The sequence below is a fragment of the Pusillimonas sp. ANT_WB101 genome (genome assembly GCF_008369125.1).
Taxonomy (GTDB): Bacteria; Pseudomonadota; Gammaproteobacteria; order Burkholderiales; family Burkholderiaceae_B; genus Allopusillimonas.
This window is the reverse complement of sequence record NZ_VOAY01000003.1, coordinates 633348-658039: the sequence shown is the minus strand read 5'-3', so window position 1 is coordinate 658039 and position 24692 is coordinate 633348. Positions and strand designations below refer to the sequence as shown.

Sequence of the window (24692 nt, the reverse complement as noted above, 5' to 3'; positions counted from 1 at the left end):
ATGATAAAAATAAATCACAGACTGCTGACTGCCATACTGCCAGGCATATTGATAGCTATGGCGTCTTGCGGCAATGCACATGCTCAGCTCACCTGCAACACGACCTGGGCGCAAGGCTTGCAATTTGGCACGGTCGACATGAATGGTAATTCGGTCGCAACGTCGTCGGCGAACCTTGGTTTCAGCTGCAATAACGGAAGCACACCAACACCCGCGCTATTCTGTTTCAGTATAGGGCAGGACCCCACCCGTACAGGCTATAACCCACGCTACATGCCTATCCTGCATGGATCCGTCAGTGGCTATTACGTAGGCTATACCCTATACGCCGACGCCGCGCGCACCCAAGTCGTGGGCAGTCTGGCTGCTGGTGGAAACGCCCCACCATTAAAGATTGGCCTTACCGTACCAGCGTACACCACCACTCAAAACATACCGATCTACGGTGAGATCAAACCTACAAGCCAGAATAGTTACATGGGTGGGCAGAATTATGGTCACACCATACCGGTAACGCTATCCTACATGGCGTATACCGGTGCAATTCCCACATGCGAAAGCCCGCAGATGAAAACGCTGTCAACCACCATGTATGTAGGGGCCTCGCTTTCTAACACCTGCCGCATCGAATCCGCCTCCGACATGAGTTTCGGCAGCGTAGACGGCATTCTTAACCACAATGTTGACAGCACGTCGGCGATTACCGTAACGTGCAGTCAAAACACCGCGTACAAAATAGGTTTGAACAACGGCCTGAACGCCAGCGGCACAACAAGGAGAATGCGGGGCACAACTGGCTATATCCCATATGAGCTGTACCAGAACTCCAGCCGCTCCACTCGGTGGGGCAACGATTCAAGTTCTGGGGTGGAAACTGCGGGGATTGGCATGCCTCAGACGCTGACCGTATATGGCCGGGTACGCCCCCAAACCATGCCTGGCGGCGGAAACTATCAAGATACGATTGTGGTGACGGTTACCTATTGAACACGGGCCACAGTGACGCGTAGATCTGCTGTTACGAGCTAAGTAACGCAACCTGCTGCCCGAAAAGCAAAAGGCCGGTTCATGAAGAGCCGGCCTTTTGCTTTTTACTGGTTTAGGCTTTGCAGTTGCCAAGCCTTGGGTGCTCATCTAATCTCTGCATTTGCCCGACGGGTGTATCACAGCACGTCCACACCATCAAACCAACGCACACCCAGGAAACTGACTGTGCGTCGTATGTGCTACAGCTCGCCGTACGAGTGCAGCCCCGATAAGAACATGTTCACACCCAGGAAGGCGAAGCTGGTGATCAGCAGGCCGCCGAGCGCCCAGTATGCCGCCATGCTGCCTCGCAGCCCCTTCATGAGGCGCATATGCAACCAGGCCGCATAGTTAAGCCACACAATAAGCGCCCAGGTTTCTTTTGGATCCCACTGCCAGTATGTACCCCAGGCATCGGCGGCCCACAGTGCACCCAAAATGGTGGCCACCGTAAAAAAGGCGAAACCAATGGCAATGGCCCGGTACATAATGTCGTCGAGCACCTGGAGCGAAGGCAGGCGTGCTGCAATCGTGCCCCTGAATGCCAGAATGGTGCCAACAACAAGGGCCCCAATACCAAAATAAATCATCCAGGTGGGCGAAAACTCTCGCGACCCGAAGATCATGGGTTCGGCACAAAGTATCGCACCCAGTAAAAACACGGGTATCAGCTTGGCACGTGAGCGTGTTTCGCCGTGTTCTTTAACCAGGTAGGCAAACCCGACCATGGCAGCCAGCGAAAATGTGCCATATCCGATAAAGTTGGCCGGCACGTGCAGCTTCATCCACCAACTTTTAAGCGCCGGCACCAGGGGCTGGATCTGGAATGCATCACGGGTAAACGAATACCACAGCAAAAAGACGACAGCCGAGCTTATTACCATGAGCACAAAGCCGCCCAGTGCACGTGTGGCATACCGACGTTCGTAGTACAGGTAAAACAGCGCCGTAATCAGCGAAAACAGAACAAATACTTCATACAGGTTGCTGACGGGTATATGGCCAATATCAGGCCCCAGCAAATGCCCTTCACGCCAACGCACCAGCATGCCTGTGGTGCCAGCGTAAACCGCCGACCAGGTAAGCACCGTGCCCAGCCACGCAGCGGTATCGCTGACAAAGCCTATCCAATAGCAGACCATGGCCAGCACAAACAGCGAACACATCCAGAGAACAGCCGACTGCGATGAAAACAGGTACTTGAGGAAAAAGACGGTTTCAGCACGGGAAAGATCACCCTGCTCCAAACCCTGGCCACCGCTGTACAGCCAGATGGCAAACAAGGCACTCAGGCCGCTGGCCAGCATGAGCGTGCGCAGGGGGCGCCACAGCCAGGCCATCCATGATAAAAGCCCTACCGCGCCACAGAGAATGAGCTTTTCGTAGTAATCCATGCTGTGGCCGAGATTGAACAGCGCGTAGGCTGCCCCCCCGGCCAGAAGCAAGAAGAAGGCGATATCCGTCCAGTCGGGTTTGCCGCGGTGCCCACGACCATCGCCACTGGCGGTCATGGTGGGCTGCCACATTGGCGCACCGCTATAGGTTGTGGACTCAGACATAAAGATTGCCTCGTTAAGTGCTGAGGCGCTTGAACGCCTCTTTAAAGCGGTCGAACTCGTGGTTGAAATCAAGAGTGCGACGCTGTGATGTCATGGCTGCCAGCATCTCTGTGCCTTTGCCTTTCGGTTTAATCCACACCCAGATGCGTCTGTCGCGGATATAAAACATGGAAAACACGCCAATAATCAAAAACAGACTACCAAGGTATACGGTATTTTTACCTGGTGTACGTGCTACCTGAAATACACTGGCCTCGACCTGATCAAAGGTTTTAAGCGACAGAAGCACCGGCGCCGGGTAATCAGGCAAATTGGCCAGGCCCAGCAAGGCCATTTGCACCCAAGCTTCGGCCTCGCGACCTGCAGCAGCGTCGTGTTGGACCGCTGGTCGACCGGTTTGTTCACGCATGATGTCACGCAGTTCTGTGAGGGTGAGCTGTATCATGGGCACGGCAAACCCGAGAACCTGCTCACGCTGACCCTCGGGTACGTCTTTAATAATACCGTCAAAACCCGACCTATAAAAGGTTTCCAATGCTCCCTGTGCGGCTTTTTCAAGCAATGGCTGCTGAATACCGGTATTGGCATTTTTTTGCGCAAAACGCACGGCAGCCTGGTGCACCATGGCTGGCACAGCCAGTGCGGCCCGCAAGTCCATGAATTCTTTTATTGAACTATCGGCATCGGCCGGAATCCGCACGTAGCGCCAAGGCTGCCCTTCATTTTCGCGAACACCCGCCAGAAACACACTGCTGCCATCCAGCATGACGGGCAGCATGTAATTGGTAAATTCATGCGACTGGCCATCGCTGCCTGTAATGCGATACTGCACGCTCGGGCCTACGTTACGCAGATTTTCGTTTTTGGCACCCGCCGCGCTTCCTGTTACCGCTGCCACATGCTCAAGCATGGCTTTGGGCTGAGGCGCGCCCCCGCCGCTGAGATCTTCAACGTTGATCACGCGCAGGCCCGTAAACTGTACATTTAGCGGCATCTTGCTGGCGTCGTTGTCTACCGTAATCGCCGCGTCTTCGCCCACGACACCATTGACTTCAAAAGGCTGGTTGCGGGCGCCAACCAGCGGGTAGCCGGTAAGCATCAATTTACTGCCGCCATCGTCGAAGCTAGACTGATAAACCGTAACGCCTTTGTACCTTAGAGGCTCGTTAACCTCGATGGTTTGCTCAAAGGATTTGCCCGTGTCAGGGTCGGTAACCTGCACCATGCTTTTAAAGCTACTGGGCATGCCCGTCGAGTAGTAATCGACAACAAATTTGTCGAGCTTGAGCGAAAACGGCAAGGGCTGCACCAGCACGCCATTGTCTACCGCCACAATGCCGGTTGCGGTCGTTGCGCCCTCAGGCACCAGCATGTTGGCTCGAAAACTGGGGTTCGCTGCAGACAAGCGGCCTGACTCAGGCACCTGGGAGATCAGCATATTTTCGGTAATGGGTGTCTTCCCACCCAGCCACATCTGCAAACGCACTGGCAGCTCGCTGTCGAGCAAACCACCCAAGCAGATAATAACAATGGCAGCATGGGCGAAGATATAGCCCAGACGGTTGGCACCGCCTTTTTTTGCGGCCAGCATTACACCGGTTTCGTCTTCCCTTACCCGAAAGCGATAGCCATGGCCCTTGAGCCAGCCCTCTACGCGCGCCCGGCTTTCGGCTGGCGGCACGTTGCTGACGGTTTCAACCCGGTGGTGAAATGATTTGAGACTGCTTGCGCGCACGTATTCGCGAAACGACTGTGCATCACGTAAAAACTTGGGTGAATTGCGTAGCAGACAGATGGTGGTCGAGACGACCAGAAACGCCATGATCAGCAAAAACCACCAGCTGTTGTAAATTTGCCAGATGGAAAACTTGTTGAAGACTTCAAACCAGAATGGGCCAAACCGATCAATATACAAATTGGTGGCCTGGTTTTGTTCAAGTACCGTGCCGATAATGCTGGCGACACAGATAAACATCAGCAGGCTGACGGCAAACCGCATGGACCCCAGCAAATCAAGTAGATCTGCAGGTAGACCGCGCGCGGAAAAAGATTTGTTCACAGGGCCTTGCTTCATAAAAAGGGGGACGCCACTATCAGCTTCTCCCTATTCTAAACGTATTGCCGCAGGCATCAGGCGCGCAACGAAAGCGCGTGTGAAGAACTCCGGCCTGGGTGGCCTAAGCTTGTGTGCTACTACTTCAGGAAGCCTTTAGCCCCCACTGACGACAGCCTCGATTAACCTCGCCCTGCGGGGCGAGGCTTATGCCGAGGCGTTTGTTTACCGCAGACCGGCAGCGTAGTCTGCCACGGCAGCGATATCAGAATCAGACATGCGGTCGGCAATTTCTTGCATGATCACATTATTACCGCGATCACCGCTGCGGAACAACTTAAGTTGTTCCGCAATGTATTCGGGGTGCTGGCCCGACAAGCGTGGGTAGTTAGCCGGAATGCCAGCGCCGTTGGGCGAATGACAGCCAGCACAGGCTGGCACATTGCGATCAGGCACGCCACCACGCCAGATATGCTGACCACGCTCCATGGTGCCTTCATTGGTGGCCGTAGCTGCCGTTTTTGGGTCTAGCGCTTGCTGCGCCAGATAGTAAGCCACGTTTTGCCGGTCTTCTTCAGTAAGTGCCGAAGCAAACGCCGTCATAACCGAAGGCGCACCATTAGAGCCTCCGCGTTTAGGCGCCTTGCCTTCGCCTTGTGGGGCGAAATCAATCAGCTGCTTGACGAGATACTCGTGCGGCTGATGCGACAGATTGGGGTTTAGCGGAATTGTGCTGTTGCCCGCTGCGCCGTGGCAACTGGCACAGGCCAGCACGCCGCGGGCCATATCCCCGTTGGCATACAGTTGCTCGCCTTTGGCGGCGTCTGGCTTAGCCACCGCGATATCTGCCGCATAGGCAAGAGAGGCTACGGAAGAGCCAAGCGCCAATACGCCGGCTACTACGAAACTGGAAAGCATGCGCTTCATGAGGACCTCGACGATCGATGTTCGATCAGGGTGTCATAGACACCACTATGACAACGCCATTTCCACTTAAAATGGGGCTTAGCAAAAATGACGCAACTGTTTCAAACCTGCGATTATACAATAGCGGTTGAATGAATAACTCAGGTACCTCCAGTGTCCATACTGCATCGCGCTTCCTTTACCGTTTCGGCGGCCCTTCTTGAACAGCTTCCGCCTCCTACAACAGCAGAGGTTTGCTTCGTCGGGCGGTCCAACTCTGGCAAGTCTTCCGCCATCAATGTGCTGACCAATCAGCGCAGGTTGGCATTCTCCAGTAAAACACCGGGGCGTACGCGCCTCATCAATTTATTCGGCATCCCCGACCCAATCGAGCCTGGGGCACACCTGGGCTTTCTGGTCGACCTGCCAGGCTACGGTTATGCCTCGGTAGCCCGCCAAGAAAAAGAAGACTGGGCAGATACCCTTGGCGGCTACCTGCGTACCCGCACCTCGTTGGCCGGCGTGGTCATGCTCATTGACATACGTCGTGGCGTTACTGACCTCGACAAGCGCATGGCCGACTGGATCGCACCCACCGGCATTCCTGTGCTGGCATTACTTACCAAGGCCGACAAGCTGCCTTATGGGCAAAGACTAAAGGCCGTTGCTGCGGTCCAAAAAGAGCTTGCCGAGATCGGTGCTCTTAATACCGTGCCGTTTTCGGCCACAGAACGCATAGGCCTGGACACAGCCACCGCCCAGATCGAAAACTGGATTTCTCCCAAGGTCGTACCTTGATGCTCTCCACGCTCCATAAAAGCGTGGTTTCACGGAGTTTTTTGCAATGACGAAGTTTGTATTACCCCCTGAGTTCCCTGTTACCCGCATGCGCCGCAATCGCTGTGATGAATTCTCACGTCGGTTGGTACGCGAAAACGTGCTTACCGCCAACGACCTGATCTACCCAGTGTTTGTGCGCGAAGGCAATGGCGTACACGAAGCTGTACCCTCCATGCCGGGCATCGTGCGCTACTCGCCCGACACAGTACTTGAGGTGGCCGAAGAATGCGTCGCCCTGGGTATCCCGGTGCTGGCGCTGTTCCCGGTTATTGAGGCTGATCTAAAAACCCCTGACGGCGTCGAGGCCGCCAACCCTGACGGGCTGATGCCACGTGTCGTGGCGGCGTTAAAGCAACGCTTTCCAGAGCTCGGCATACTGACAGACGTAGCGCTTGACCCCTATACCAGCCATGGCCAGGATGGCGTCATTGACGATGACGGCTATGTACTCAACGAGCCTACTGTCGAGATCCTTACCCGGCAGGCCCTGGTGCAGGCTCAGGCTGGTGTCGACATCGTGGCGCCCAGCGACATGATGGACGGCCGCATAGGTACCATACGTCAGGCGCTTGAAGCCGAACGCTACATCTATACACGCATCATGGCCTATTCGGCCAAATATGCCAGCGCCTTTTACGGGCCTTTCCGCGATGCTGTAGGCTCGGCAGCCAACTTGGGCAAATCAAACAAGTTCACCTACCAGATGGACCCTGCCAACCGCCTCGAAGCCCTGCGTGAGGTTGCAGCCGATATCCGCGAAGGCGCCGACATGGTCATGGTAAAACCCGGCCTGCCCTACCTCGATGTACTGCGTGAGGTCAAAGATGCGTTTGGCATGCCCACGTATGCTTACCAGGTAAGCGGTGAGTACGCCATGATCAAGGCCGCATCAGATAATGGCTGGCTTGATCACGACAAGGTCATGATGGAATCACTGGTGGCCTTCAAGCGCGCCGGCGCCGATGGCATTCTGACCTACTTTGCCATTGAAGCGGCCAGACTGCTCAAGGCTCAGGCCTAAAGGCCAAAACAAGGCGCGGCACTTGAACACAGTGCCCGCCTTGCCCCTTGTTGCTAGCTTCTGTTTCTTGGCTGCCTGGTGCTTGCTGGTCGTTGCTTGCTCGTCGTTGCCTATTGCTTGCTCGTCGCTGCCTGTTGCTCGTTGCCTGTTGCTCGTTGCCTGTTGCTCGTTGCCTGTGCTGGCGTCTGGATGCTGGCATCCCGTAACAATGGCGCGGCCCCGCGCGCCACAACAAATCGCAGTAGCATGATGCCCTGCGCCCCGGTTGCCGGTAAGTACGCATTATTTATTGACCCAGCACGCGTCCCAGCACAATGCCAAATTTCTCGGCGTTCATAAAACCGACGACGCGCGCACTATCCAGTTCGCCGCCCTGCTGATCAAAAAAGATAATACCGGGTGGCCCAAACAGCTTGAAACGCTTCAGCAAGGCGCGGTCTTGCGGGGTATTGTCAGTGACGTCAGCCTGTACCAGCAGCATGCGCGACATTTGTTGTGCGACAGCCGGGTCGCTAAACGTAAAGCGCTCCATTTCTATGCACGATACGCACCAGTCAGCATAAAAATCGAGCATAACCGGACGATCTGCGGTGGCCAGCAGTTGGTCGAGTTCTTCGCTGGAGCCTACCCGCACAAATCGTGTTGGACTATCTGCCAGTTGCCCAGACCCTGCAAATCCCGACCCGCTGCTTGCGGTCAACACAGCCAGCGGCCGCAGCATGTCGCGGCTACCTGCCGCCAAACCGACCAGCAAAATAAGCGCCCAAGCTGCTAACGCCAGACCCAAGGCTTTACGCAGCCCTGCTCCGACACCGGCGTCAGCCGCCTGATTAATGGCCCCGAACGCGCCAAGCATGACGGCCGCCCAAAGGGCCAGCAGTGCCCACCCAAGTATGGACAGCCAATCTGGTACAACCGAGTTAACCATCCACCAGGCCGTTGCCAGCAGCAAAATGCCAAAGATATGCTTGATGCCTTGCATCCAGGGGCCTGCCTTAGGCATTAACATGCCCGAGGACGCGCCCACCGCCAGCAGCAGCAGGCCCTGCCCCCAGGCCAGCGCAAACAGCGCCGTGCCACCCAGCACCACATCGCCTGTTTGCGAAATAAACAGCAGCACACCGGCCAGTGGTGCTGCCACGCACGGGCCGACGATGAGTGCCGACAGCATGCCCATGATGAACACGCCGCCGTAATGCCCACCAGGTATCCTGGAAAGGCGCTGGTTCAACGCGGACTGCATGCCCGTGGGTGCCTGCAGGGTATATACGTCAAACATCGCCAGCGCCAGCAAAGCCAGCAAAAAGGCGAAGACACCCAGCACCCATGGAGTTTGAAGCCAGCCCGCGAGACTGGCACCCACCAGCCCCGCTGCAATGCCTAGCGCGGTATAAACCAACGACATGCCCAGCACAAAGACAGCCGCCAGTGCAAGCCCTCGCTTGCGGGTGAGCGGCACCCTGGTGCTTGCAGACCCTGCTCTACCCGGTTGCGTCGTTTCGGACGACGGACCCGATCTGCCCATGAGAATGGCCAGCAGAATGGGCACCATGGGCAAAACACATGGGGTAAATGACAGCAACAGCCCTAGCAGCAGCGACAATCCGACAATCTCGAGCAAGCCGGCGTGAGACAGATACGTGGCAAAGCCGGCATCGCCCAGATTCAGCGCGCTGCTTAATTGCCCGCCCGGCGCGCCAGATGCCACGCCGCCGTTGGTGCCAGCACCAGTGCCCTTGCTTGCACCGCCCGATACGCCTGCCTGCGGAGCTGGGTCGGGCACCCGGGCAACCACGCCCTTGCCCGCGGCTGCGTAGCCGCCGTCTATCGGTGAAAGCGTAATCTGGCGCGTATCGGGTGGGTAACAAAGGCCCGCATCTGCGCAGCCCTGCCCCGTGATTGAAACTTTGAACGCTTGCGCAGCACCAGCCTGCAACGGCACACGTATGGTGATCTGATCGTGGTAGACCTCCATGTTTTCATCAAAGGTAGGGTCATATTTAACCTGCCCCTGAGGAAAAACTGGCTGACCCAGTACCGATGCGTCAGTGCCGTCATCAACGGCAAACTCAAAACGCGAACGATACATGTAGTACTTGGGCGCAATCTTGAAATGTACAGAGAGCTCATGGGGCTTTTGCGTGGCCGCTGAAAAAACAAACGCCTGTTCAGGGTCGAGAAAATCTTCTTCTGCCATAGCAGAATGAAACGCCATCAGCGACACAATAACTATAAAGAAAGCCGCCAGGCACGCCCGCAGACTTACACGCCGACCAAAGGCCGCGTTGTCTGACCGCGCAAAATACAACATGTTTACGTCCTTGAAAACTTAATGAATCAGCCTTGCGGCTTGACCTGCTCGCGCACCCACTCGACATATTCGCGAGAGCCTCCCGCTACCGGGAGTATCAGCATCTCGGGAACCTCGTAGGGATGCAATTGACGCAGCCTTTCCATGAGTGCGGGAGCCCTTTCGATCGTGGTTTTCATAACCATGGGAATTTCTTCTGCCCCCTCCAGGGTGCCCTGCCACATGTACATGGACAGGCCCGCCTCGCCAAGGTTCACACATGCGGCAAGGTGTTCTTCAACCAATACGTGAGCAATACGCTTCGCCAGCAAGGCATCGGGCGCGTTACTCAGCACAATCACAATGTCGGACGCCGCAACAGCGCAAGCAGTGTGGGGCAGGCCTTCAGGCGCGATGCCCCCGAGACGATCAGAGCTCATGGGATAGTCCAGAATGAAATCAGACTGATTGTACTGTCTGGTGCGCAAGACGCCCCGCCGCGCCAGGACGACCAGATTAACAGTGCCATACGATTACGCCGCACAAATAGAACACGCGTAAATGGACTGCGCCCCACAAACCGGAAAAACCAGTTTGTGGGGCGCAGTTTACAAATATGTGTCTTTTAAAAAGACGCCGCAAGCTTACTCAGCGCTTTCTTCTTCAACTTCAGGGCGGTCGACCAGTTCCATGTAAGCCATGGGGGCGTTGTCGCCCTGACGGAAACCCATTTTAAGAACGCGGGTGTAACCACCATTACGCTCTTTGTAGCGAGGGCCGATTACATTGAACAGCTTGGTGACAGCGTCACGATCGCGCAGGCGAGCGAATGCCAGACGACGGTTGGCCACTGTGGCTTCTTTGCTAAGCGTGATCAGAGGCTCAATTACACGACGCATTTCTTTTGCCTTAGGCAATGTCGTTTTGATCGCTTCGTGAGTAATTAACGACACAGCCATGTTGCGGAACATGGCAAGACGGTGACTACTGGTGCGATTTAGTTTACGCAGACCACTACGATGACGCATGATGTTTTCCTTGAATCTTGATGACGGGGATACCGTCTGTTAACCGGCTCTTCTATCAGCTGCGCTGCGGGCCGGGTGGGGGCAGAAGTTTACCACGATATGTGGAAAACCTGGTTTAACATGCCAGGCAGCCCGGCGCACTGCCCGGTTGCCTGACGGTACAACTTAATACTTACGGACGCTCAAGGCCCAGCGGAGGCCAGTTTTCGAGCTTCATACCCAGCGTGAGGCCACGTGCAGCCAACACTTCTTTGATCTCGTTGAGCGACTTGCGACCCAGGTTAGGGGTTTTGAGCAATTCGTTCTCGGTACGTTGAATGAGATCGCCGATGTAGTAGATATTTTCGGCCTTAAGGCAGTTGGCCGAACGCACGGTGAGCTCAAGATCGTCAACGGGACGCAGCAGCACAGGATCAATCTGCGGAGCGCCACGGGCCGGTGCGGTGTCGTAGGCATCGCCAGCACCTTCAAGGGCGGCAAACACCGAAATCTGATCCATAAGTATGCGCGCCGATTGGCGTACAGCTTCTTCTGGAGAGATAACCCCGTTGGTTTCGATATCAAGCACCAGCTTGTCGAGGTCAGTACGCTGTTCAACACGCGCGCTTTCAACCGAATAGCTTACGCGGCGAACCGGGCTGTATGAGGCATCAAGCACAATGCGACCAATGGTATGAGTGCGGTCGTCGGACAGCGCACGCACGTTACCGGGCACATAGCCACGACCTTGCTCGACCTTGATCTGCATTTCAAGCTTACCGGCTTCGGTCAGCGTGGCGATGTGGTGATCAGGGTTAATGATCTCGACGTCGTGCGGCAGTTCAATATCGGCAGCAGTAACAACACCAGCACCCTGCTTGCGCAGGATCAGGGTAACTTCTTCGCGATTGTGCAGCTTGAAGACTACGCCCTTAAGGTTGAGCAAAACGTCGACAACGTCTTCGCGCACACCAGCAACCGTGGAGTACTCGTGCACAACACCCGTCATCTGAACTTCAGTAGGCGCATAACCTGTCATCGAAGACAGAAGAATGCGACGCAGAGCGTTACCCAGCGTATGACCGTAGCCACGTTCGAAGGGCTCCATCACGATTTTGGCGTGATTTTTACCAACAGGCTCGACTTCAATGGAGCGGGGCTTTAGAAAACCTTGTGACGACATGAAAATTCCTTGTCAATACCCTCGGCTCGTTACACCGATAAGGCTGATGGAAAAAGACTGATGGCCCAAAAGACCAGTAGCCTGATAAATTGAATAGGCAGAAACCATGGCGCCTGAAACAGGCAGACCCGTCGGGACGGGCGCGACAATATGCCGACACACGTCGCAATAACGGGAAACCACGCTGCCATACGCCTGCGTGGCGCTTCAGGAACAAGCCCGAAGCGCCACGCAGAAAGCATGATTAACGCGAGTAAAGCTCGACAATCATTGACTCGTTGACGTCGCGAGCGACATCAGCGCGGTCTGGAACTTGCTTGAACGTACCGGTGAGCTTGTCGGTGTCGACTTCTACCCACTGTGGCAAGCCCTGGCCAGTTGCAAGATCAAGCGCTTCGCGAATGCGAGGCTGTGCCTTGGCTTTTTCACGAATAGAAACAACGTCGCCTGCCTTGACCAGCATAGAAGCGATGTCGGCGGTGTGGCCGTTAACTTCTACAGCGCGGTGGTTTACCAGCTGACGTGCTTCAGCGCGCGTGGAGCCGAAGCCCATGCGGTAAACAACGTTGTCGAGGCGTGATTCGAGCAATTGAATCAAGGTTTCGCCTGTGTTGCCACGACGACGGTCAGCTTCGAAAAAGTATCTACGAAACTGCTTTTCGAGAACGCCGTACATGCGCTTGAGTTTCTGCTTTTCGCGCAGCTGCAGACCGTAGTCTGAAGTGCGGGCGCCAGAAGTGCGGCCATGCTGGCCAGGCTTGGACTCAAGTTTGCACTTTGAGTCAAGCGAGCGGCGTGCACTCTTCAAAAACAGATCAGTACCCTCGCGACGCGAGAGCTTGCATTTAGGTCCAATATAACGTGCCAAGATGCTTCCCCTTAGATGCGACGACGCTTGGGCGGCCGGCAGCCGTTATGCGGAATCGGTGTGATGTCTGAAATACTGGAAATTTTGATACCCAGAGCATTCAGAGCGCGCACGGACGATTCACGGCCTGGGCCGGGTCCCTTAATGCGTACTTCGAGTGTTTTGATGCCGTACTCTTGAGCCTGGCGGCCAGCTGACTCAGCGGCGACCTGTGCTGCAAACGGCGTGGATTTGCGCGAGCCCTTAAAGCCGGCGCCACCAGATGTCGCCCAAGACAGGGCATTGCCCTGACGGTCGGTAATGGTGATGATCGTATTATTGAAGGACGCGTGAACGTGCGCAATGCCGTCCGATACGCTCTTCTTGACTTTTTTGCGAGCGCGCGATGCGCCGCTGTTGGAAGCTTTCGCCATCTTCTAATTCCTCGATTATTTCTTCAGGGAAGCAGCAGCGCGACGCGGCCCCTTGCGGGTGCGGGCGTTGGTACGGGTGCGTTGACCACGCACAGGCAGACCACGCTTATGACGCAGACCACGGTAGGTTCCCAGATCGATCAGACGCTTGATCGACAGTTGTACTTCACGACGCAAATCGCCTTCGACTGTGAACACGCCTACGTGTTCACGAATGCGCTCAAGCTCGGTGTCGGTCAGATCTTTGACTTTTTTGGAGAGCTCGACGCCCGCCGCTTCGCAAATTTTGCGAGCGCGAGTGCGACCAATACCAAAAATCGCGGTCAGTCCGATTTCGGCGTGTTGATGCGGCGGAATGTTAATGCCAGCAATACGGGCCATGACTTTTCCTTGTTAAATCCGTTGCGTTGAGGCCATTAGCCTTGACGCTGCTTGTGACGTGGGTCAGTGCAGATGACTCGCACCACGCCGTGACGTTTAATGATCTTGCAGTTGCGGCAGATCCGCTTTACCGATGCCATTACCTTCATGGTTGACTCCTAGTTTCCTTTAACCGGCCGCTTATTTAGAGCGGAAGACAATCCTGGCGCGAGACAGGTCATAGGGTGTTAGTTCCACTGTGACCTTGTCGCCCGGCAGGATCCGGATGTAATGCATGCGCATCTTGCCCGATATGTGGCCAAGAACAATATGGCCGTTTTCTAGCTTGACGCGAAATGTTGCGTTGGGAAGGTTCTCGAGAACCTCTCCCTGCATTTGTATGACGTCGTCTTTTGTCATTCTCTATTTACCGCATTGGCATTCCCGCACCCTTGAAGTTAGCCTTCTTGAGCAGCGAGTCGTACTGGTGAGACATCATGTAGGCCTGGGCCTGTGCCATGAAGTCCATGGTCACCACCACGATAATTAACAAAGAGGTTCCACCAAAATAAAACGGTACATTCCAGCGTGCCTGCATCAGTTCTGGCAAGAGGCAGACCACAGTAATGTAGATAGCACCGGCCAATGTCAGACGCATCAATATCTTGTCGATATAACGACTTGTCTGCTCACCAGGTCGGATACCCGGAACAAATGCACCGCTTTTCTTCAGGTTGTCTGCTGTTTCACGACTGTTAAACACCAGTGCTGTATAGAAAAAGCAAAAGAAGATAATTAGTGCAGCGTAAAGCGTAATGTAAAGCGGTTGCCCAGGCGACAACGCCGCAGCCATATCACCAAGCCAACGCATGTTGGGGTTGCTGGAGAACCAGCTGGTGATGGTGGCGGGCAACAGAATGATCGACGAAGCGAAAATGGGCGGAATGACACCGGACATATTCAGCTTCAGGGGCAGATGCGAACTTTGCCCACCGTAGATCTTGTTGCCAACCTGGCGTTTGGCGTAATTAACCGTGACACGTCGCTGACCACGCTCGACGAACACGACAAAGTAGGTAACGAGAATCACCAGTGCGAAGATGAACAGCGCCGATAATACAGACATGGCATCAGTGCGGACCAGATCCAGCATGCCAGTAAGCGCGCTGGGCAGGCCTGCCACAATACCTGCGAAGATCAGAATGGAAATACCATTGCCGATACCGCGTTCGGTTATCTGTTCGCCCAACCACATGATGAACATGGTGCCGGTAACCAGGGTGACGATGGTAGTAAACCGGAAAAGCATACCCGGATCGATGACCAAGCCCGGTTGCGACTCGAGCGCAACCGAAATACCTATGGCCTGGAACAAGGCCAGAAACACCGTGCCGTAGCGGGTGTACTGGGTGATCTTGCGCCGCCCGGATTCGCCTTCTTTTTTGATGGCTTCAAGCGTAGGCACCACAACCGCCATCAACTGCATAATGATGGAGGCCGAGATGTAAGGCATGATGCCCAGGGCAAACACCGAGAACCGTTCGAGCGCACCGCCAGAGAACATGTTGAACAGACCCAGAATACCGCTCTGGTTCTGCTGGAACATGTCGGCCAGCGCGTCGGGGTTAATACCCGGTACAGGTATGTGCGTGCCCAGCCGGTAGACAACCAGGGCGAGCAGCAGGAAAACGACGCGACGCTTGAGATCGCCGTATCGCGAACCTGTTTTACTCTGAGCCTGTGCTTTAGCCACCGTTACCCCTTAAGCCAGCGAGCCGCCGGCTGCTTCAATTGCGACGCGTGCGCCGGCCGTAGCAGCAATGCCTTTCAGCGTAACCTTGCGGGAAAGTTCACCCGACTTGATTACTTTGGCAAAACGCACGGATTGACCCACGATACCGGCTTGCTTGAGCACTTGCACGTCGATTTCGTCGACTGGCAGTGCCTGCAGGTCGGACAGGCGAACCTGAGCCGTCAGGCGCTTGGTTAGCGAGGTAAAACCACGCTTGGGCAGACGACGCTGAAGGGGCATCTGGCCGCCTTCAAAACCGACCTTGTGGAAGCCACCGGTACGGGACTTTTGGCCTTTGTGACCACGGCCAGCAGTTTTACCGAAGCCGGAGCCTATGCCACGGCCCACGCGACGACGCGCGCGCTTGCTGCCTTCGGCAGGGCTTAGCGTATTAAGTTGAGTTTCTGACATCTCGATTCCTTCAGGCTTCCGAGACGGTGACCAGATAATCCACTTTACGGATCATCCCACGCACCTCGGGCGTATCGACTAATACGCGGCTGCTATTTACACGACCCAGGCCCAGGCCGCGAACAGTAGCGCGGTGAGACTGTTTGGTGCCGATAACAGAGCGCACGAGAGTAACTTTTATTTCTTTCTGTGCCATGACTTACCCCAGTATTTCTTCTACCGACTTGCCGCGCTTGGCAGCAACTTCGGAAGGAGTCGAGCAGGCACGCAGGCCGTTGAGGGTTGCGCGGACCATGTTGTACGGGTTGCTTGAGCCGAGGCTTTTTGCAACGACGTTACGTACGCCCATTACTTCAAAAATGGCGCGCATGGGGCCGCCGGCAATTACGCCAGTACCTTCTGCGGCCGGCGAGATGAGCACCTTGGAGGCGCCGTGCTGGCCGACAACTGTGTGATGAATAGTGCCATTTTTAAGCGGCACTTTGTAAAGACCGCGACGAGCCTGTTCCATTGCTTTCTGTACAGCAACGGGCACTTCACGGGCTTTACCTTTGCCCATGCCGATGCGGCCGTCGCCGTCGCCAACCACGCTCAGCGCAGCGAAGCTCATGGTGCGACCACCCTTAACTACCTTGCTGACACGGTTGACCGCGATCATTTTTTCGCGGAAGCCGTCGTCGCGCTCGTCGGCGGCGTGTTTGCCTTGTGCTTTAGCCATTTGACAATTCCTTTAGAACTTCAGGCCGGCTTCACGCGCGGCTTCGGCCAACGCCTTGACGCGGCCATGATAACGGAAGCCCGAACGATCAAACGCTACCAGCTCGATACCGGCGGCTTTTGCTTTTTCGGCGACGCGCTTGCCAACGAGGCCAGCAGCGGCTGTATCGCCACCGTTAGCTTTGTTGCTGGCCAGCTCTTTGCGCACCTCGGGCTCGAGCGTCGAAGCGCTGATGAGCACACGATCACCTTCCGGCGAAATGATGTTTGCATAAATGTGCGTGTTGGAGCGGTATACCGACAAGCGGTGTACACGCAGCTCGGAGATTTTCCGGCGGGTCGCAACTGCACGACGCAAACGAGAGATTTTCTTGTCCATGATTCGTCCTTGCCTGCGCGCTTATTTCTTCTTGGTTTCTTTGATGATGACGCGCTCATCGGCGTAACGCACGCCCTTGCCTTTGTAAGGCTCGGGTTCGCGGTACGCGCGGATTTCTGCGGCCACCTGACCAACGATCTGTTTGTCGGAACCCTTGATGACGATTTCCGTCTGGGTAGGACATTCAGCCTTGATGCCTTCAGGCAGTTGGTGCACGATATCGTGCGAGAAACCAAGCTGAAGCTTAACGGCATTGCCCTGGATCTGAGCGCGGAAACCCACGCCGACCAGGTTCAGCTTGCGTTCGAAGCCCTTGCTGACGCCTGTAACCATGTTGGCGACAAGCGCGCGCATGGTGCCCGACATGGCTTTCGCCTGGCGGGAGTCGTTGGCAACAGCAACGGAAAGTTGGTTGTCTTCCTGACGGATGACCACATCATCATTGACGGTCTGCTGCAGCGTGCCCAAAGGGCCCTTTACAACAATTTGACCAGCACTGATGGTGGCTTCTACGCCTTGGGGTACGGGAACGGGGTACTTGGCAATACGTGACATATGATTCTCCTTATGCCACGTAGCAAAGTACTTCGCCGCCCACGCCCGTGGCGCGCGCCTTGCGATCAGTCATGACACCGCGCGGCGTCGACACGATTGCAACACCCAGACCATTCATGACGTGCGGAATGGTTTTGCTGCTTTTGTAGATACGCAGCCCTGGACGTGAAACACGGTCGATACGCTCGATGACCGGACGGCCAGCGTAATATTTGAGGGTGATCTCGAGAACCGGCTTAGCCTGGTCGCCCGTGATCTGGAAACTGTCGATATAGCCTTCGTCTTTCAGCACGGCAGCAATAGCTACCTTAAGCTTCGAGGAGGGCATGCTTACCGACGTTTTGTTAACCATTTGCGCGTTACGCACACGGGTCAACATGTCGGCGATGGGATCGCTCATGCTCATGTATATTTCTCCTACCAGCTGGCTTTGGTCATGCCGGGCACTTCGCCACGCAGCGCCATTTCGCGCAGCTTGTGACGAGCAAGACCGAACTTGCTATAGACGCCACGTGCGCGGCCCGTTACGACACAACGATTACGCTGGCGTGTTGGATTGGAATTGCGCGGCAGTTGCTGAAGTTGGAGCCGGGCCTGGTAGCGTTCTTCGTCGGTCTTTGCTTGATCGTCGATGATTGCCTTGAGGGCCGCACGCTTGGGAGCGTATTTTTCTGCCAGCTTGGCGCGTTTGATGTCGCGATTGATGAGTGAAAGTTTAGCCACGTCAACGCCCCTTAATTACGAAACGGGAAGCTAAAGGCAGTAAGCAACGCCTTGGCTTCTTCGTCAGTCTTGGCAGAAGTGGTAATGCTGATGTTCATACCACGCACTGCGTCGATCTTGTCATATTCGATTTCGGGGAAAATGAGCTGCTCTTTCACCCCGATGTTGTAGTTGCCACGACCGTCAAACGCACGACCCGACACCCCGCGGAAGTCACGAACGCGCGGCAGGGCCACAGCGATCAGACGATCGAGGAATTCGTACATACGCTTGCCACGCAGTGTAACCATGCAACCAATTGGGTAGTCTTCACGGATTTTGAAACCCGCGATAGCCTTGCGCGTCTTGGTTACTACAGGCTTTTGACCCGAGATCTTGGTTAGGTCAGCGACAGCGTGCTCAATGACCTTTTTGTCGGCTACGGCTTCAGAAACACCCATGTTCAGGGTGATCTTCTTGATGCGCGGCACTTGCATGACGCTTTTGTAGCCAAATTTGGCCTGCAGGTCGGCAGCAACCTTGCTATTGTAAAACTCTTGTAAACGAGCCATGTTCTACGCCCCTTAAGCCTTGGCGCCAACGACAGCGCCGCTGGAACGAAATACACGGACCTTGCTACCATCTTCAATCTTGACGCCTACCCGATCACCTTTGCCAGTTTCGGCATTGAAGAGAGCAACGTTAGAGATATGGATGGGCATGGTCTTGTCGACGATGCCGCCCTGCGTGCCAGCCATTGGATTGGCTTTGACATGCTTTTTGACGACATTGATGCCTTCAACCAGCACCTGATCGGTGCCGACGAGCTGAAGTACTGTGCCACGGCGTTTTTTGTCGCGACCGGTCAATACAATGACTTCGTCGCCTTTACGGATTCTTTGCATGTGATTGCCCCTTACAGCACTTCGGGAGCCAGAGACACGATCTTCATGAACTTCTCTGTACGCAATTCGCGCGTGACAGGGCCGAAGATACGCGTGCCGATGGGTTCCAGCTTAGCGTTGAGCAAAACAGCGGCGTTGCCGCCGAACTTGATGAGTGAACCGTCTTTACGGCGAACACCCTTGGCGGTACGTACAACGACTGCGTTGTAAATTTCGCCTTTTTTAACGCGCCCGCGTGGGGCCGCTTCTTTGACGGACACCTTGATGATGTCGCCGATAGCGGCGTAACGGCGCTTCGAGCCGCCTAACACCTTGATGCACATGATTGAGCGTGCACCCGTGTTATCGGCCACGTTTAGCGTGGTCTGCATTTGGATCATGATTTTTCCTGTTCCAACTTAGCCGCTAACGTCGCCTCTCGGCAACCGCGCAACCAGTTTTGGTCCCGTCAGGTTCAAACACACCAGAACAACTCTGGCGCCCCCAAACCCTGGGTTGAAATCGTGCTAAAAAGCTCGCGTTTTGTTCCGCGTGCTCTGCTTTTTACCGGCCACTAAATAAAGACACTATCGTAGCGCCTTTTATTGCGTTTCTGCCAGCAAGCTCGATATGTTATTCTATTTTTTTTTCTTATGCAAGTCTTGGTGCCCTACCACTGACAAGCTGTGGTTAACTGGCATCATTGATAAACAACTGCCCTGTAGCGGGGCATTATAGGCGTTTGCACGATCGCCCAACGAATCAGGCAACTGAACTGGTCGCGGGTTAATCGGCACTTAATTGTAAACCAAGCACTAGGAAGAAGGACGGAGCATGTACGAGACACTGGCACTCTATATAGATGGCGAATTCGTTGAAGGCGGGGGCCGCGACACCCAGCCTGTAGTCAACCCCTCCACGCTCGAGGTACTGGGCCAGTTGCCGCACGCCAACACAGCAGACCTTGACCGCGCGCTGGCGGCTGCCGAGCGCGCTTTCGCAACCTGGCGTCACAGCTCGCCCATGCAACGATCCGAGATCCTGCGTACGGTCGGCCAACTTTCACGCGATCGCGCCGACCAAATCGGGCGCAATCTCACGCTTGACCAGGGCAAGCCCCTGGCAGAAGCCATTGGCGAAATCGTCAGCTGCGCAGACCACTGCGACTGGCACGCCGAAGAGTGCCGCCGTATATACGGGCGCGTGGTGCTGCCCCGCAGCCCCGAAGTACGCCAGATGGTGTTGCGCGAGCCGGTCGGTGTGTGTGCAGCGTTTACGCCCTGGAACTTCCCCTACAACCAGGCCATACGCAAAATCTGCGCGGCCATCGGCGCGGGTTGCACCATTATTCTTAAAGGCCCCGAAGACGCACCCAGTGCCGTCATGGCCATCGCACGCATGTTTCACGATGCTGGCCTGCCTCCCGGCGTACTCAACATTGTATGGGGCGTACCCAGCGAAATCTCCGAGTATCTCATCCGCTCACCCATTGTCCGTAAGGTATCGTTCACCGGCTCAGTCCCTGTGGGCAAGCATCTGGCCTCACTGGCGGGGGCTCACATGAAGCGCATTACCATGGAACTGGGTGGTCACTCGCCCGTACTGGTTTTTGACGACGCTGATGTTGACCGCGCGGCCCAACAGCTTGCGCGCTTCAAGGTGCGCAACGCTGGCCAGGTCTGCGTGTCGCCTACCCGTTTTTATATACACGAAAAAGTCTACGATCAGTTTCTTGAAGGCTTTGTCAATTCGCTCAAAGGCATCAGGGTCGGCGATGGCCTCGACCCTGAAACGCAGATGGGCCCGCTTGCCCACGAGCGCCGTGTACCCACCATGAGCAAATTTGTCGATAACGCGCTTGAACTAGGCGGCAAAGTCGTGTTGGGCGGCGAACCACTTGATCGCAGCGGCCACTTTTTTGCCCCTACGGTGATTACCGATGTACCCGATCACAGTATGTTGATGACCGAGGAGCCTTTTGGCCCCATTGCACCTATTACGCGGTTTTCCGACACCGACGATGTAATCCGCAAGGCCAATTCATTGCCCTTCGGCCTGTCATCTTATGTGTTTACCAACTCGCTGCAAACAGCCACCAAGGCATCCAACAATATTGAAGCCGGCATGGTCAACATTAACCACTTCGGCAGCGCCCTGCCCGAAACGCCTTTTGGCGGCATCAAAGACAGCGGGATCGGCAGCGAAGGCGGCACCGAAACCTTCGAGGGCTACCTGGTAACCAAGTTCGTAACCCACGTCTGAACCTGAAGGTTTAACGGCTTGCTGTACAAGCCGCCCGCCCTGAAAACGGGGCGGGCGGCTTTTTTTCGCGCGTTCATCGGCTTCGCATTGTGCGACTGCGCACCAGAAATCGAGACAACAAGTTTATCGACACGTTCGACGCCGGTAATTGCCCGCCTGTAACCCCACTAATGCGTCGCGACTGAATGCGAAGATCACAGACTAGTTCAGTATCGGATTTGAAATGATCCAAAGGAGAAGCAGCCTGCTTCGCACTGTGGATAAGCGTCAACACACATGTACCGCGACGTTCTGGGACGTGTATACCGCAACGTTCTAGGGATTAACCCCCCTATGAATTTTTGATCGCTACCCGTAGCATTCAAACAAACGTTTGAACTAATCGAGTAGCCATGACACCACACCGTACCTCCACCCGCACCACCATTCTCGATGCAGCAGAGCAACTTTTTGCCCTGAACGGCCACGACAACACCTCAATGCGGCAAATTACCAGTGCCGCCAGCGTCAACCTGTCGGCAGTCAATTACCATTTTGGGTCAAAAGATGGGCTGGTGCAGGCGGTATTTCAGCGCCGCCTCAGAGAGCTCAATGATGAACGCCTGGCCCTGCTTAACGAGCTCGAAAGCAATGCCAAGGGCGATGCTCTCAAGCCCTCGCAGGTGCTAGAAGCTTTTTTCAGCCCACTGGTTCTGCATGCCTGTAGCCACGAGCCCGACCGACGCGCTTTTGTGCCCTTGCTCGAACGCAGCATGTCGGATCCCGGTGGGTTCATCCGGGCGGCCATCATTGACGAGCACTCCGAAGTGTTCGGTCGGTTCAGGCAGGCTTTGCTAAAGGCGCTACCCGATGTGCCTGAAGACGAAATCATCTGGCGCTTTCACTTTATGCTGGGCGCCACGTCTTATGCCATATCGGGCGCCGAGGCATTGCGTAGTGCCATGGACTGGCCCCACCCAGAACAAAAACAGCCCGAGAGCGCGCAGGTTTTGCTCCAACGGCTCATGAGCTTTCTACTTGGGGGGCTGCGTGCACCACTGCCCGGCAGCGGCGCCGTTCCAACCTGTAGCAACGCTAATCATGCCGCTACAAACGGCAGGAGTCTTTCATGAATGCAGTTTTCTTCGTTCTGATTATTCTGCTTGCTGTCGCAGCAGCCGTGCTGGCATATTCGCCCTTGCGCCAAAAATTGCTGTCCCGCCCAATTTACGCGCTTTACCGCAAAATTTTGCCGCAAATGTCGGACACCGAACGCGATGCGCTGGAGGCAGGCACGGTGTGGTGGGAAAGCGATCTGTTTCGCGGCAACCCCGACTGGAAACGGTTGCACGCCATACCGCGGCCGCAGCTTACTGACGAAGAGCAGGCTTTTCTCGATAACGAAGTTGAAACCGTCTGCGGCATGATTGATGACTGGCAGATTACACACCAGCTGTATGACATGCCGCCAGAAGTATGGCAATACATCAAGACGCATCGCTTTCTTAGCCTGATCATTCCCAAAGAATACGGTGGTCGCGGTTTCTCGGCATTGGCGCACTCCCAAATTGTCACCAAGCTTTCCACGCGCAACTCGGCACTGTCTGTCACCGTCATGGTGCCTAACTCTCTCGGCCCCGCCGAACTACTGCTGCATTACGGAACTGAAGAACAAAAAAAACACTACTTGCCCCGCCTGGCCACCGGCGAAGAAATCCCCGCCTTTGCACTCACCAGCCCATGGGCGGGTTCTGACGCTGCGGCCATCCCTGACAGCGGCATCGTCTGCATGGGCGAATGGCAGGGTGAGCAGGTGTTGGGCATGCGTGTCAGCTGGGACAAACGCTACATTACGCTGGCACCGGTCTGCACACTACTCGGGCTGGCGTTTCGCCTTTACGACCCCGATGGCCTGCTTGGCAACAAAACAGACCTGGGTATTACCTGCGCGTTGGTACCTGCTACTCATCCTGGGGTCGAAACCGGCCGCCGCCACTTTCCGTTAAATGCCATGTTCATGAACGGCCCCACACGCGGCCAAGACGTATTCATGCCACTTGATTTCATCATCGGGGGGCCCGCTATGGCTGGCCAGGGCTGGCGCATGCTTATGGAATGCCTGGCAGCAGGTAGATCGATTTCGTTGCCCTCGTCGTTTACCGGCATGGCCAAGATCACGGCTCGCGCTGTGGGTGCCTACAGCCTGGTGCGTAATCAGTTTCGTCTGCCCATAGGCAAATTTGAAGGCGTTGAAGAGGCACTGGCCCGCATCGGCGGCCACACTTACCTCATGGACGCGGCCCGCACCATGACGGCCACCGCCGTCGACCTTGGTGAAAAGCCCTCCGTCGTCTCGGCCATCGTCAAGTATCACCTGACCGAACGCGGCCGCACGGTGGTCAATGACGGCATGGACATCATTGGCGGCAAGGGCATTTGCCTCGGGCCTTCCAACTTTCTGGGGCGCGCCTACCAGCAGATACCTGTTGGCATTACGGTGGAAGGCGCCAACATACTAACGCGCAGTCTCATTATTTTTGGCCAGGGTGCCATCCGCTGCCACCCCTTTGTGCTTGATGAAATGCACGCAGCGCAAAACCCTGACACGGCTCAGGGGCAGCTTGATTTTGACAAGGCATTCTGGGGACATGTTCGCTACACCACGGTCAACACATTGCGCACGCTAGGCCGAGGGCTTACCGGCGGCAGGTTTATTGCCGTCAATGCCGACATCGCCCCCGAGATGGCACTGTATTACCGCCAGCTCACCCGGTTTTCCAGTGCCTTCTCCGTAACGGCCGACGCGGCCATGCTGACGCTGGGTGGTTCTCTCAAGATGCGCGAGCGGCTGTCCGCCCGCCTGGGCGATGTTCTGTCGCAAATGTACCTGGCTTCGGCCGTGCTCAAGCGGTTTGAAGATGAAGGGCGCCAGGCCGCTGACGCCCCTCTGGCTCACTGGGCCATGCAAGACGCCCTGTATCGCCTGCAGCAGGCCTTAGACGGGGTGCTGGCCAACTTCCCCAACCGCTTTGTTGCAGGTGTACTGCGTGCCTTGATGTTCCCGTTTGGTCGCCCCTGCCGCGAACCGGCCGACAGCCTGGGGCAGGCGGTGGCCCGCCTGCTGATGACACCCGGCGCCACGCGCGACCGCCTTACGCGCGACTGCTATGTCTCGTCAGACACCCACGACGCGGTTGGCGCCATCGAGGCGGCCTTCCGCACCATGGCCGGCACAACAGCCATTGATGCCAAGATCCGGGCCTTCGAAAAAAGTGGCCAGCTCGACAACAACCCTGACGCCAATGTACGGGACCTGGCAACTGCCGTACACGCCGCAGGGGGCCTTACCGATGCCGAATACGATCTGGTAAGCCAACGCAATGCCCTGCGCGATCGTGTCATTGCCGTGGATGACTTCCCCTTCGACATGGCGCGTCCCGATCAATCTACCGAAACGGCGTCACAGCGCCAGGCAGCATAAGGAC

General features: G+C 55.9%; 29 protein-coding genes. 6 read left to right on the top strand and 23 right to left on the bottom strand.

Translation table 11 applies throughout. The features are described from left to right. Entirely contained in the window at positions 1 to 987 is a 987-nt protein-coding gene (locus FQ179_RS15775) for a spore coat U domain-containing protein (protein ID WP_149398243.1), read from the top strand. Positions 988 to 1226: 239 nt separating this feature from the next. Here the strand turns inward: FQ179_RS15775 and ccsB are convergent, their stop codons facing one another. From ccsB to FQ179_RS15760, 3 genes are all read right to left on the bottom strand, one after another. Continuing rightward, entirely contained in the window at positions 1227 to 2585 is a 1359-nt protein-coding gene (ccsB, locus tag FQ179_RS15770) for a c-type cytochrome biogenesis protein CcsB (RefSeq protein WP_188074627.1), read from the bottom strand. Positions 2586 to 2598: 13 nt separating this feature from the next. Beyond that, the gene (locus FQ179_RS15765; protein ID WP_370459884.1) at positions 2599 to 4659 is read right to left on the bottom strand and encodes a cytochrome c biogenesis protein ResB; all 2061 of its coding nucleotides are present in this window, start codon (positions 4657 to 4659) and stop codon (positions 2599 to 2601) included. Between the two features lie 204 nt (positions 4660 to 4863). Continuing rightward, positions 4864 to 5565 (bottom strand): cytochrome c, encoded by a 702-nt coding sequence (locus FQ179_RS15760; RefSeq protein WP_149398242.1) that lies wholly within the window; start codon positions 5563 to 5565, stop codon positions 4864 to 4866. 153 nt (positions 5566 to 5718) lie between these two features. On the opposite strand from FQ179_RS15760, the gene yihA reads away from it, so the two are divergent. Both yihA and hemB read left to right on the top strand, forming a co-directional pair. After that, complete coding sequence (gene yihA, locus FQ179_RS15755) at positions 5719 to 6342, top strand: ribosome biogenesis GTP-binding protein YihA/YsxC (RefSeq protein WP_149398241.1); 624 nt, start codon at positions 5719 to 5721, stop codon at positions 6340 to 6342. 46 nt (positions 6343 to 6388) lie between these two features. Next, a complete protein-coding gene (gene hemB / locus FQ179_RS15750) occupies positions 6389 to 7405 on the top strand; it encodes a porphobilinogen synthase (RefSeq protein ID WP_149398240.1) in 1017 nt (338 codons plus the stop codon). Between the two features lie 286 nt (positions 7406 to 7691). Here hemB and dsbD read toward each other — a convergent pair whose 3' ends face one another. The 20 genes from dsbD to rplN form a co-directional block, all read right to left on the bottom strand. Next, positions 7692 to 9716, bottom strand: a complete 2025-nt coding sequence (gene dsbD / locus FQ179_RS15745; RefSeq protein WP_149398239.1) for a protein-disulfide reductase DsbD — start codon at positions 9714 to 9716, stop codon at positions 7692 to 7694. A gap of 26 nt (positions 9717 to 9742) precedes the next feature. Beyond that, positions 9743 to 10135: a divalent-cation tolerance protein CutA gene (gene cutA / locus FQ179_RS15740; RefSeq protein WP_149398238.1), complete on the bottom strand. Its 393-nt coding sequence runs from the start codon at positions 10133 to 10135 to the stop codon at positions 9743 to 9745. 204 nt (positions 10136 to 10339) lie between these two features. Next, complete coding sequence (gene rplQ, locus FQ179_RS15735) at positions 10340 to 10723, bottom strand: 50S ribosomal protein L17 (RefSeq protein WP_149398237.1); 384 nt, start codon at positions 10721 to 10723, stop codon at positions 10340 to 10342. Positions 10724 to 10895: 172 nt separating this feature from the next. Beyond that, entirely contained in the window at positions 10896 to 11885 is a 990-nt protein-coding gene (rpoA, locus tag FQ179_RS15730; protein WP_149398236.1) for a DNA-directed RNA polymerase subunit alpha, read from the bottom strand. A gap of 244 nt (positions 11886 to 12129) precedes the next feature. Then, complete coding sequence (gene rpsD, locus FQ179_RS15725) at positions 12130 to 12753, bottom strand: 30S ribosomal protein S4 (RefSeq protein ID WP_149398235.1); 624 nt, start codon at positions 12751 to 12753, stop codon at positions 12130 to 12132. An 11-nt stretch (positions 12754 to 12764) separates the two neighbouring features. After that, positions 12765 to 13166 carry a 30S ribosomal protein S11 gene (rpsK, locus tag FQ179_RS15720; RefSeq protein ID WP_149398234.1) on the bottom strand — a complete coding sequence of 134 codons (402 nt, stop codon included), beginning with the start codon at positions 13164 to 13166 and terminating at the stop codon, positions 12765 to 12767. Between the two features lie 15 nt (positions 13167 to 13181). Continuing rightward, positions 13182 to 13547, bottom strand: coding sequence for a 30S ribosomal protein S13 (rpsM, locus tag FQ179_RS15715; protein ID WP_137238714.1), 366 nt, complete (start codon positions 13545 to 13547; stop codon positions 13182 to 13184). A gap of 35 nt (positions 13548 to 13582) precedes the next feature. Continuing rightward, on the bottom strand, positions 13583 to 13696 hold the full coding sequence (gene rpmJ / locus FQ179_RS15710) for a 50S ribosomal protein L36 (RefSeq protein ID WP_003805360.1): 114 nt from the start codon (positions 13694 to 13696) through the stop codon (positions 13583 to 13585). Between the two features lie 31 nt (positions 13697 to 13727). Continuing rightward, positions 13728 to 13946, bottom strand: coding sequence for a translation initiation factor IF-1 (gene infA / locus FQ179_RS15705; RefSeq protein ID WP_137238715.1), 219 nt, complete (start codon positions 13944 to 13946; stop codon positions 13728 to 13730). 7 nt (positions 13947 to 13953) lie between these two features. After that, a complete protein-coding gene (gene secY, locus FQ179_RS15700; protein ID WP_149398233.1) occupies positions 13954 to 15279 on the bottom strand; it encodes a preprotein translocase subunit SecY in 1326 nt (441 codons plus the stop codon). Positions 15280 to 15288: 9 nt separating this feature from the next. Next, on the bottom strand, positions 15289 to 15729 hold the full coding sequence (gene rplO / locus FQ179_RS15695) for a 50S ribosomal protein L15 (RefSeq protein WP_149398232.1): 441 nt from the start codon (positions 15727 to 15729) through the stop codon (positions 15289 to 15291). Positions 15730 to 15739: 10 nt separating this feature from the next. Further along, complete coding sequence (gene rpmD, locus FQ179_RS15690; protein ID WP_149398231.1) at positions 15740 to 15925, bottom strand: 50S ribosomal protein L30; 186 nt, start codon at positions 15923 to 15925, stop codon at positions 15740 to 15742. A 3-nt stretch (positions 15926 to 15928) separates the two neighbouring features. After that, positions 15929 to 16447, bottom strand: a complete 519-nt coding sequence (gene rpsE, locus FQ179_RS15685) for a 30S ribosomal protein S5 (RefSeq protein WP_149398230.1) — start codon at positions 16445 to 16447, stop codon at positions 15929 to 15931. Between the two features lie 12 nt (positions 16448 to 16459). Continuing rightward, positions 16460 to 16825 (bottom strand): 50S ribosomal protein L18, encoded by a 366-nt coding sequence (gene rplR / locus FQ179_RS15680; protein WP_149398229.1) that lies wholly within the window; start codon positions 16823 to 16825, stop codon positions 16460 to 16462. Between the two features lie 21 nt (positions 16826 to 16846). Next, complete coding sequence (gene rplF / locus FQ179_RS15675) at positions 16847 to 17380, bottom strand: 50S ribosomal protein L6 (RefSeq protein ID WP_149398228.1); 534 nt, start codon at positions 17378 to 17380, stop codon at positions 16847 to 16849. A gap of 10 nt (positions 17381 to 17390) precedes the next feature. Next, positions 17391 to 17786: a 30S ribosomal protein S8 gene (gene rpsH, locus FQ179_RS15670; protein ID WP_149398227.1), complete on the bottom strand. Its 396-nt coding sequence runs from the start codon at positions 17784 to 17786 to the stop codon at positions 17391 to 17393. Between the two features lie 11 nt (positions 17787 to 17797). Next, the gene (rpsN, locus tag FQ179_RS15665) at positions 17798 to 18103 is read right to left on the bottom strand and encodes a 30S ribosomal protein S14 (RefSeq protein ID WP_149398226.1); all 306 of its coding nucleotides are present in this window, start codon (positions 18101 to 18103) and stop codon (positions 17798 to 17800) included. 11 nt (positions 18104 to 18114) lie between these two features. Then, positions 18115 to 18654, bottom strand: a complete 540-nt coding sequence (rplE, locus tag FQ179_RS15660) for a 50S ribosomal protein L5 (protein WP_149398225.1) — start codon at positions 18652 to 18654, stop codon at positions 18115 to 18117. A gap of 12 nt (positions 18655 to 18666) precedes the next feature. Then, positions 18667 to 18987, bottom strand: a complete 321-nt coding sequence (gene rplX, locus FQ179_RS15655) for a 50S ribosomal protein L24 (RefSeq protein WP_149398224.1) — start codon at positions 18985 to 18987, stop codon at positions 18667 to 18669. An 11-nt stretch (positions 18988 to 18998) separates the two neighbouring features. Continuing rightward, positions 18999 to 19367, bottom strand: a complete 369-nt coding sequence (rplN, locus tag FQ179_RS15650) for a 50S ribosomal protein L14 (protein ID WP_137238726.1) — start codon at positions 19365 to 19367, stop codon at positions 18999 to 19001. A gap of 433 nt (positions 19368 to 19800) precedes the next feature. On the opposite strand from rplN, the gene FQ179_RS15645 reads away from it, so the two are divergent. The 3 genes from FQ179_RS15645 to FQ179_RS15635 all read left to right on the top strand — a co-directional run bounded on the left by FQ179_RS15645 (position 19801) and on the right by FQ179_RS15635 (position 24688). Further along, on the top strand, positions 19801 to 21228 hold the full coding sequence (locus FQ179_RS15645) for an NAD-dependent succinate-semialdehyde dehydrogenase (RefSeq protein ID WP_149398223.1): 1428 nt from the start codon (positions 19801 to 19803) through the stop codon (positions 21226 to 21228). Positions 21229 to 21620: 392 nt separating this feature from the next. Beyond that, entirely contained in the window at positions 21621 to 22340 is a 720-nt protein-coding gene (locus FQ179_RS15640; RefSeq protein ID WP_149398222.1) for a TetR/AcrR family transcriptional regulator, read from the top strand. Further along, entirely contained in the window at positions 22337 to 24688 is a 2352-nt protein-coding gene (locus FQ179_RS15635) for an acyl-CoA dehydrogenase (protein ID WP_149398221.1), read from the top strand. The genes FQ179_RS15640 and FQ179_RS15635 overlap by 4 nt, the downstream gene beginning before the upstream one ends. The last annotated feature ends 4 nt before the right edge of the window (positions 24689 to 24692 follow it).

Bases quoted from the DNA above. Each gene is read 5' to 3' on its own strand.
- FQ179_RS15775 (WP_149398243.1), top strand. From the start codon at position 1: ATGATAAAAATAAATCACAGACTGCTGACTGCCATACTGCCAGGCATA.
- ccsB (WP_188074627.1), bottom strand. From the start codon at position 2,585: ATGTCTGAGTCCACAACCTATAGCGGTGCGCCAATGTGGCAGCCCACC.
- FQ179_RS15765 (WP_370459884.1), bottom strand. From the start codon at position 4,659: ATGAAGCAAGGCCCTGTGAACAAATCTTTTTCCGCGCGCGGTCTACCT.
- FQ179_RS15760 (WP_149398242.1), bottom strand. From the start codon at position 5,565: ATGAAGCGCATGCTTTCCAGTTTCGTAGTAGCCGGCGTATTGGCGCTT.
- hemB (WP_149398240.1), top strand. From the start codon at position 6,389: ATGACGAAGTTTGTATTACCCCCTGAGTTCCCTGTTACCCGCATGCGC.
- dsbD (WP_149398239.1), bottom strand. From the start codon at position 9,716: ATGTTGTATTTTGCGCGGTCAGACAACGCGGCCTTTGGTCGGCGTGTA.
- cutA (WP_149398238.1), bottom strand. From the start codon at position 10,135: ATGAGCTCTGATCGTCTCGGGGGCATCGCGCCTGAAGGCCTGCCCCAC.
- rplQ (WP_149398237.1), bottom strand. From the start codon at position 10,723: ATGCGTCATCGTAGTGGTCTGCGTAAACTAAATCGCACCAGTAGTCAC.
- rpoA (WP_149398236.1), bottom strand. From the start codon at position 11,885: ATGTCGTCACAAGGTTTTCTAAAGCCCCGCTCCATTGAAGTCGAGCCT.
- rpsK (WP_149398234.1), bottom strand. From the start codon at position 13,166: ATGGCGAAAGCTTCCAACAGCGGCGCATCGCGCGCTCGCAAAAAAGTC.
- rpsM (WP_137238714.1), bottom strand. From the start codon at position 13,547: ATGGCCCGTATTGCTGGCATTAACATTCCGCCGCATCAACACGCCGAA.
- rpmJ (WP_003805360.1), bottom strand. From the start codon at position 13,696: ATGAAGGTAATGGCATCGGTAAAGCGGATCTGCCGCAACTGCAAGATC.
- infA (WP_137238715.1), bottom strand. From the start codon at position 13,946: ATGACAAAAGACGACGTCATACAAATGCAGGGAGAGGTTCTCGAGAAC.
- rplO (WP_149398232.1), bottom strand. From the start codon at position 15,729: ATGTCAGAAACTCAACTTAATACGCTAAGCCCTGCCGAAGGCAGCAAG.
- rpmD (WP_149398231.1), bottom strand. From the start codon at position 15,925: ATGGCACAGAAAGAAATAAAAGTTACTCTCGTGCGCTCTGTTATCGGC.
- rpsE (WP_149398230.1), bottom strand. From the start codon at position 16,447: ATGGCTAAAGCACAAGGCAAACACGCCGCCGACGAGCGCGACGACGGC.
- rplR (WP_149398229.1), bottom strand. From the start codon at position 16,825: ATGGACAAGAAAATCTCTCGTTTGCGTCGTGCAGTTGCGACCCGCCGG.
- rplF (WP_149398228.1), bottom strand. From the start codon at position 17,380: ATGTCACGTATTGCCAAGTACCCCGTTCCCGTACCCCAAGGCGTAGAA.
- rpsH (WP_149398227.1), bottom strand. From the start codon at position 17,786: ATGAGCATGAGCGATCCCATCGCCGACATGTTGACCCGTGTGCGTAAC.
- rplE (WP_149398225.1), bottom strand. From the start codon at position 18,654: ATGGCTCGTTTACAAGAGTTTTACAATAGCAAGGTTGCTGCCGACCTG.
- rplX (WP_149398224.1), bottom strand. From the start codon at position 18,987: ATGCAAAGAATCCGTAAAGGCGACGAAGTCATTGTATTGACCGGTCGC.
- rplN (WP_137238726.1), bottom strand. From the start codon at position 19,367: ATGATCCAAATGCAGACCACGCTAAACGTGGCCGATAACACGGGTGCA.
- FQ179_RS15645 (WP_149398223.1), top strand. From the start codon at position 19,801: ATGTACGAGACACTGGCACTCTATATAGATGGCGAATTCGTTGAAGGC.
- FQ179_RS15640 (WP_149398222.1), top strand. From the start codon at position 21,621: ATGACACCACACCGTACCTCCACCCGCACCACCATTCTCGATGCAGCA.
- FQ179_RS15635 (WP_149398221.1), top strand. From the start codon at position 22,337: ATGAATGCAGTTTTCTTCGTTCTGATTATTCTGCTTGCTGTCGCAGCA.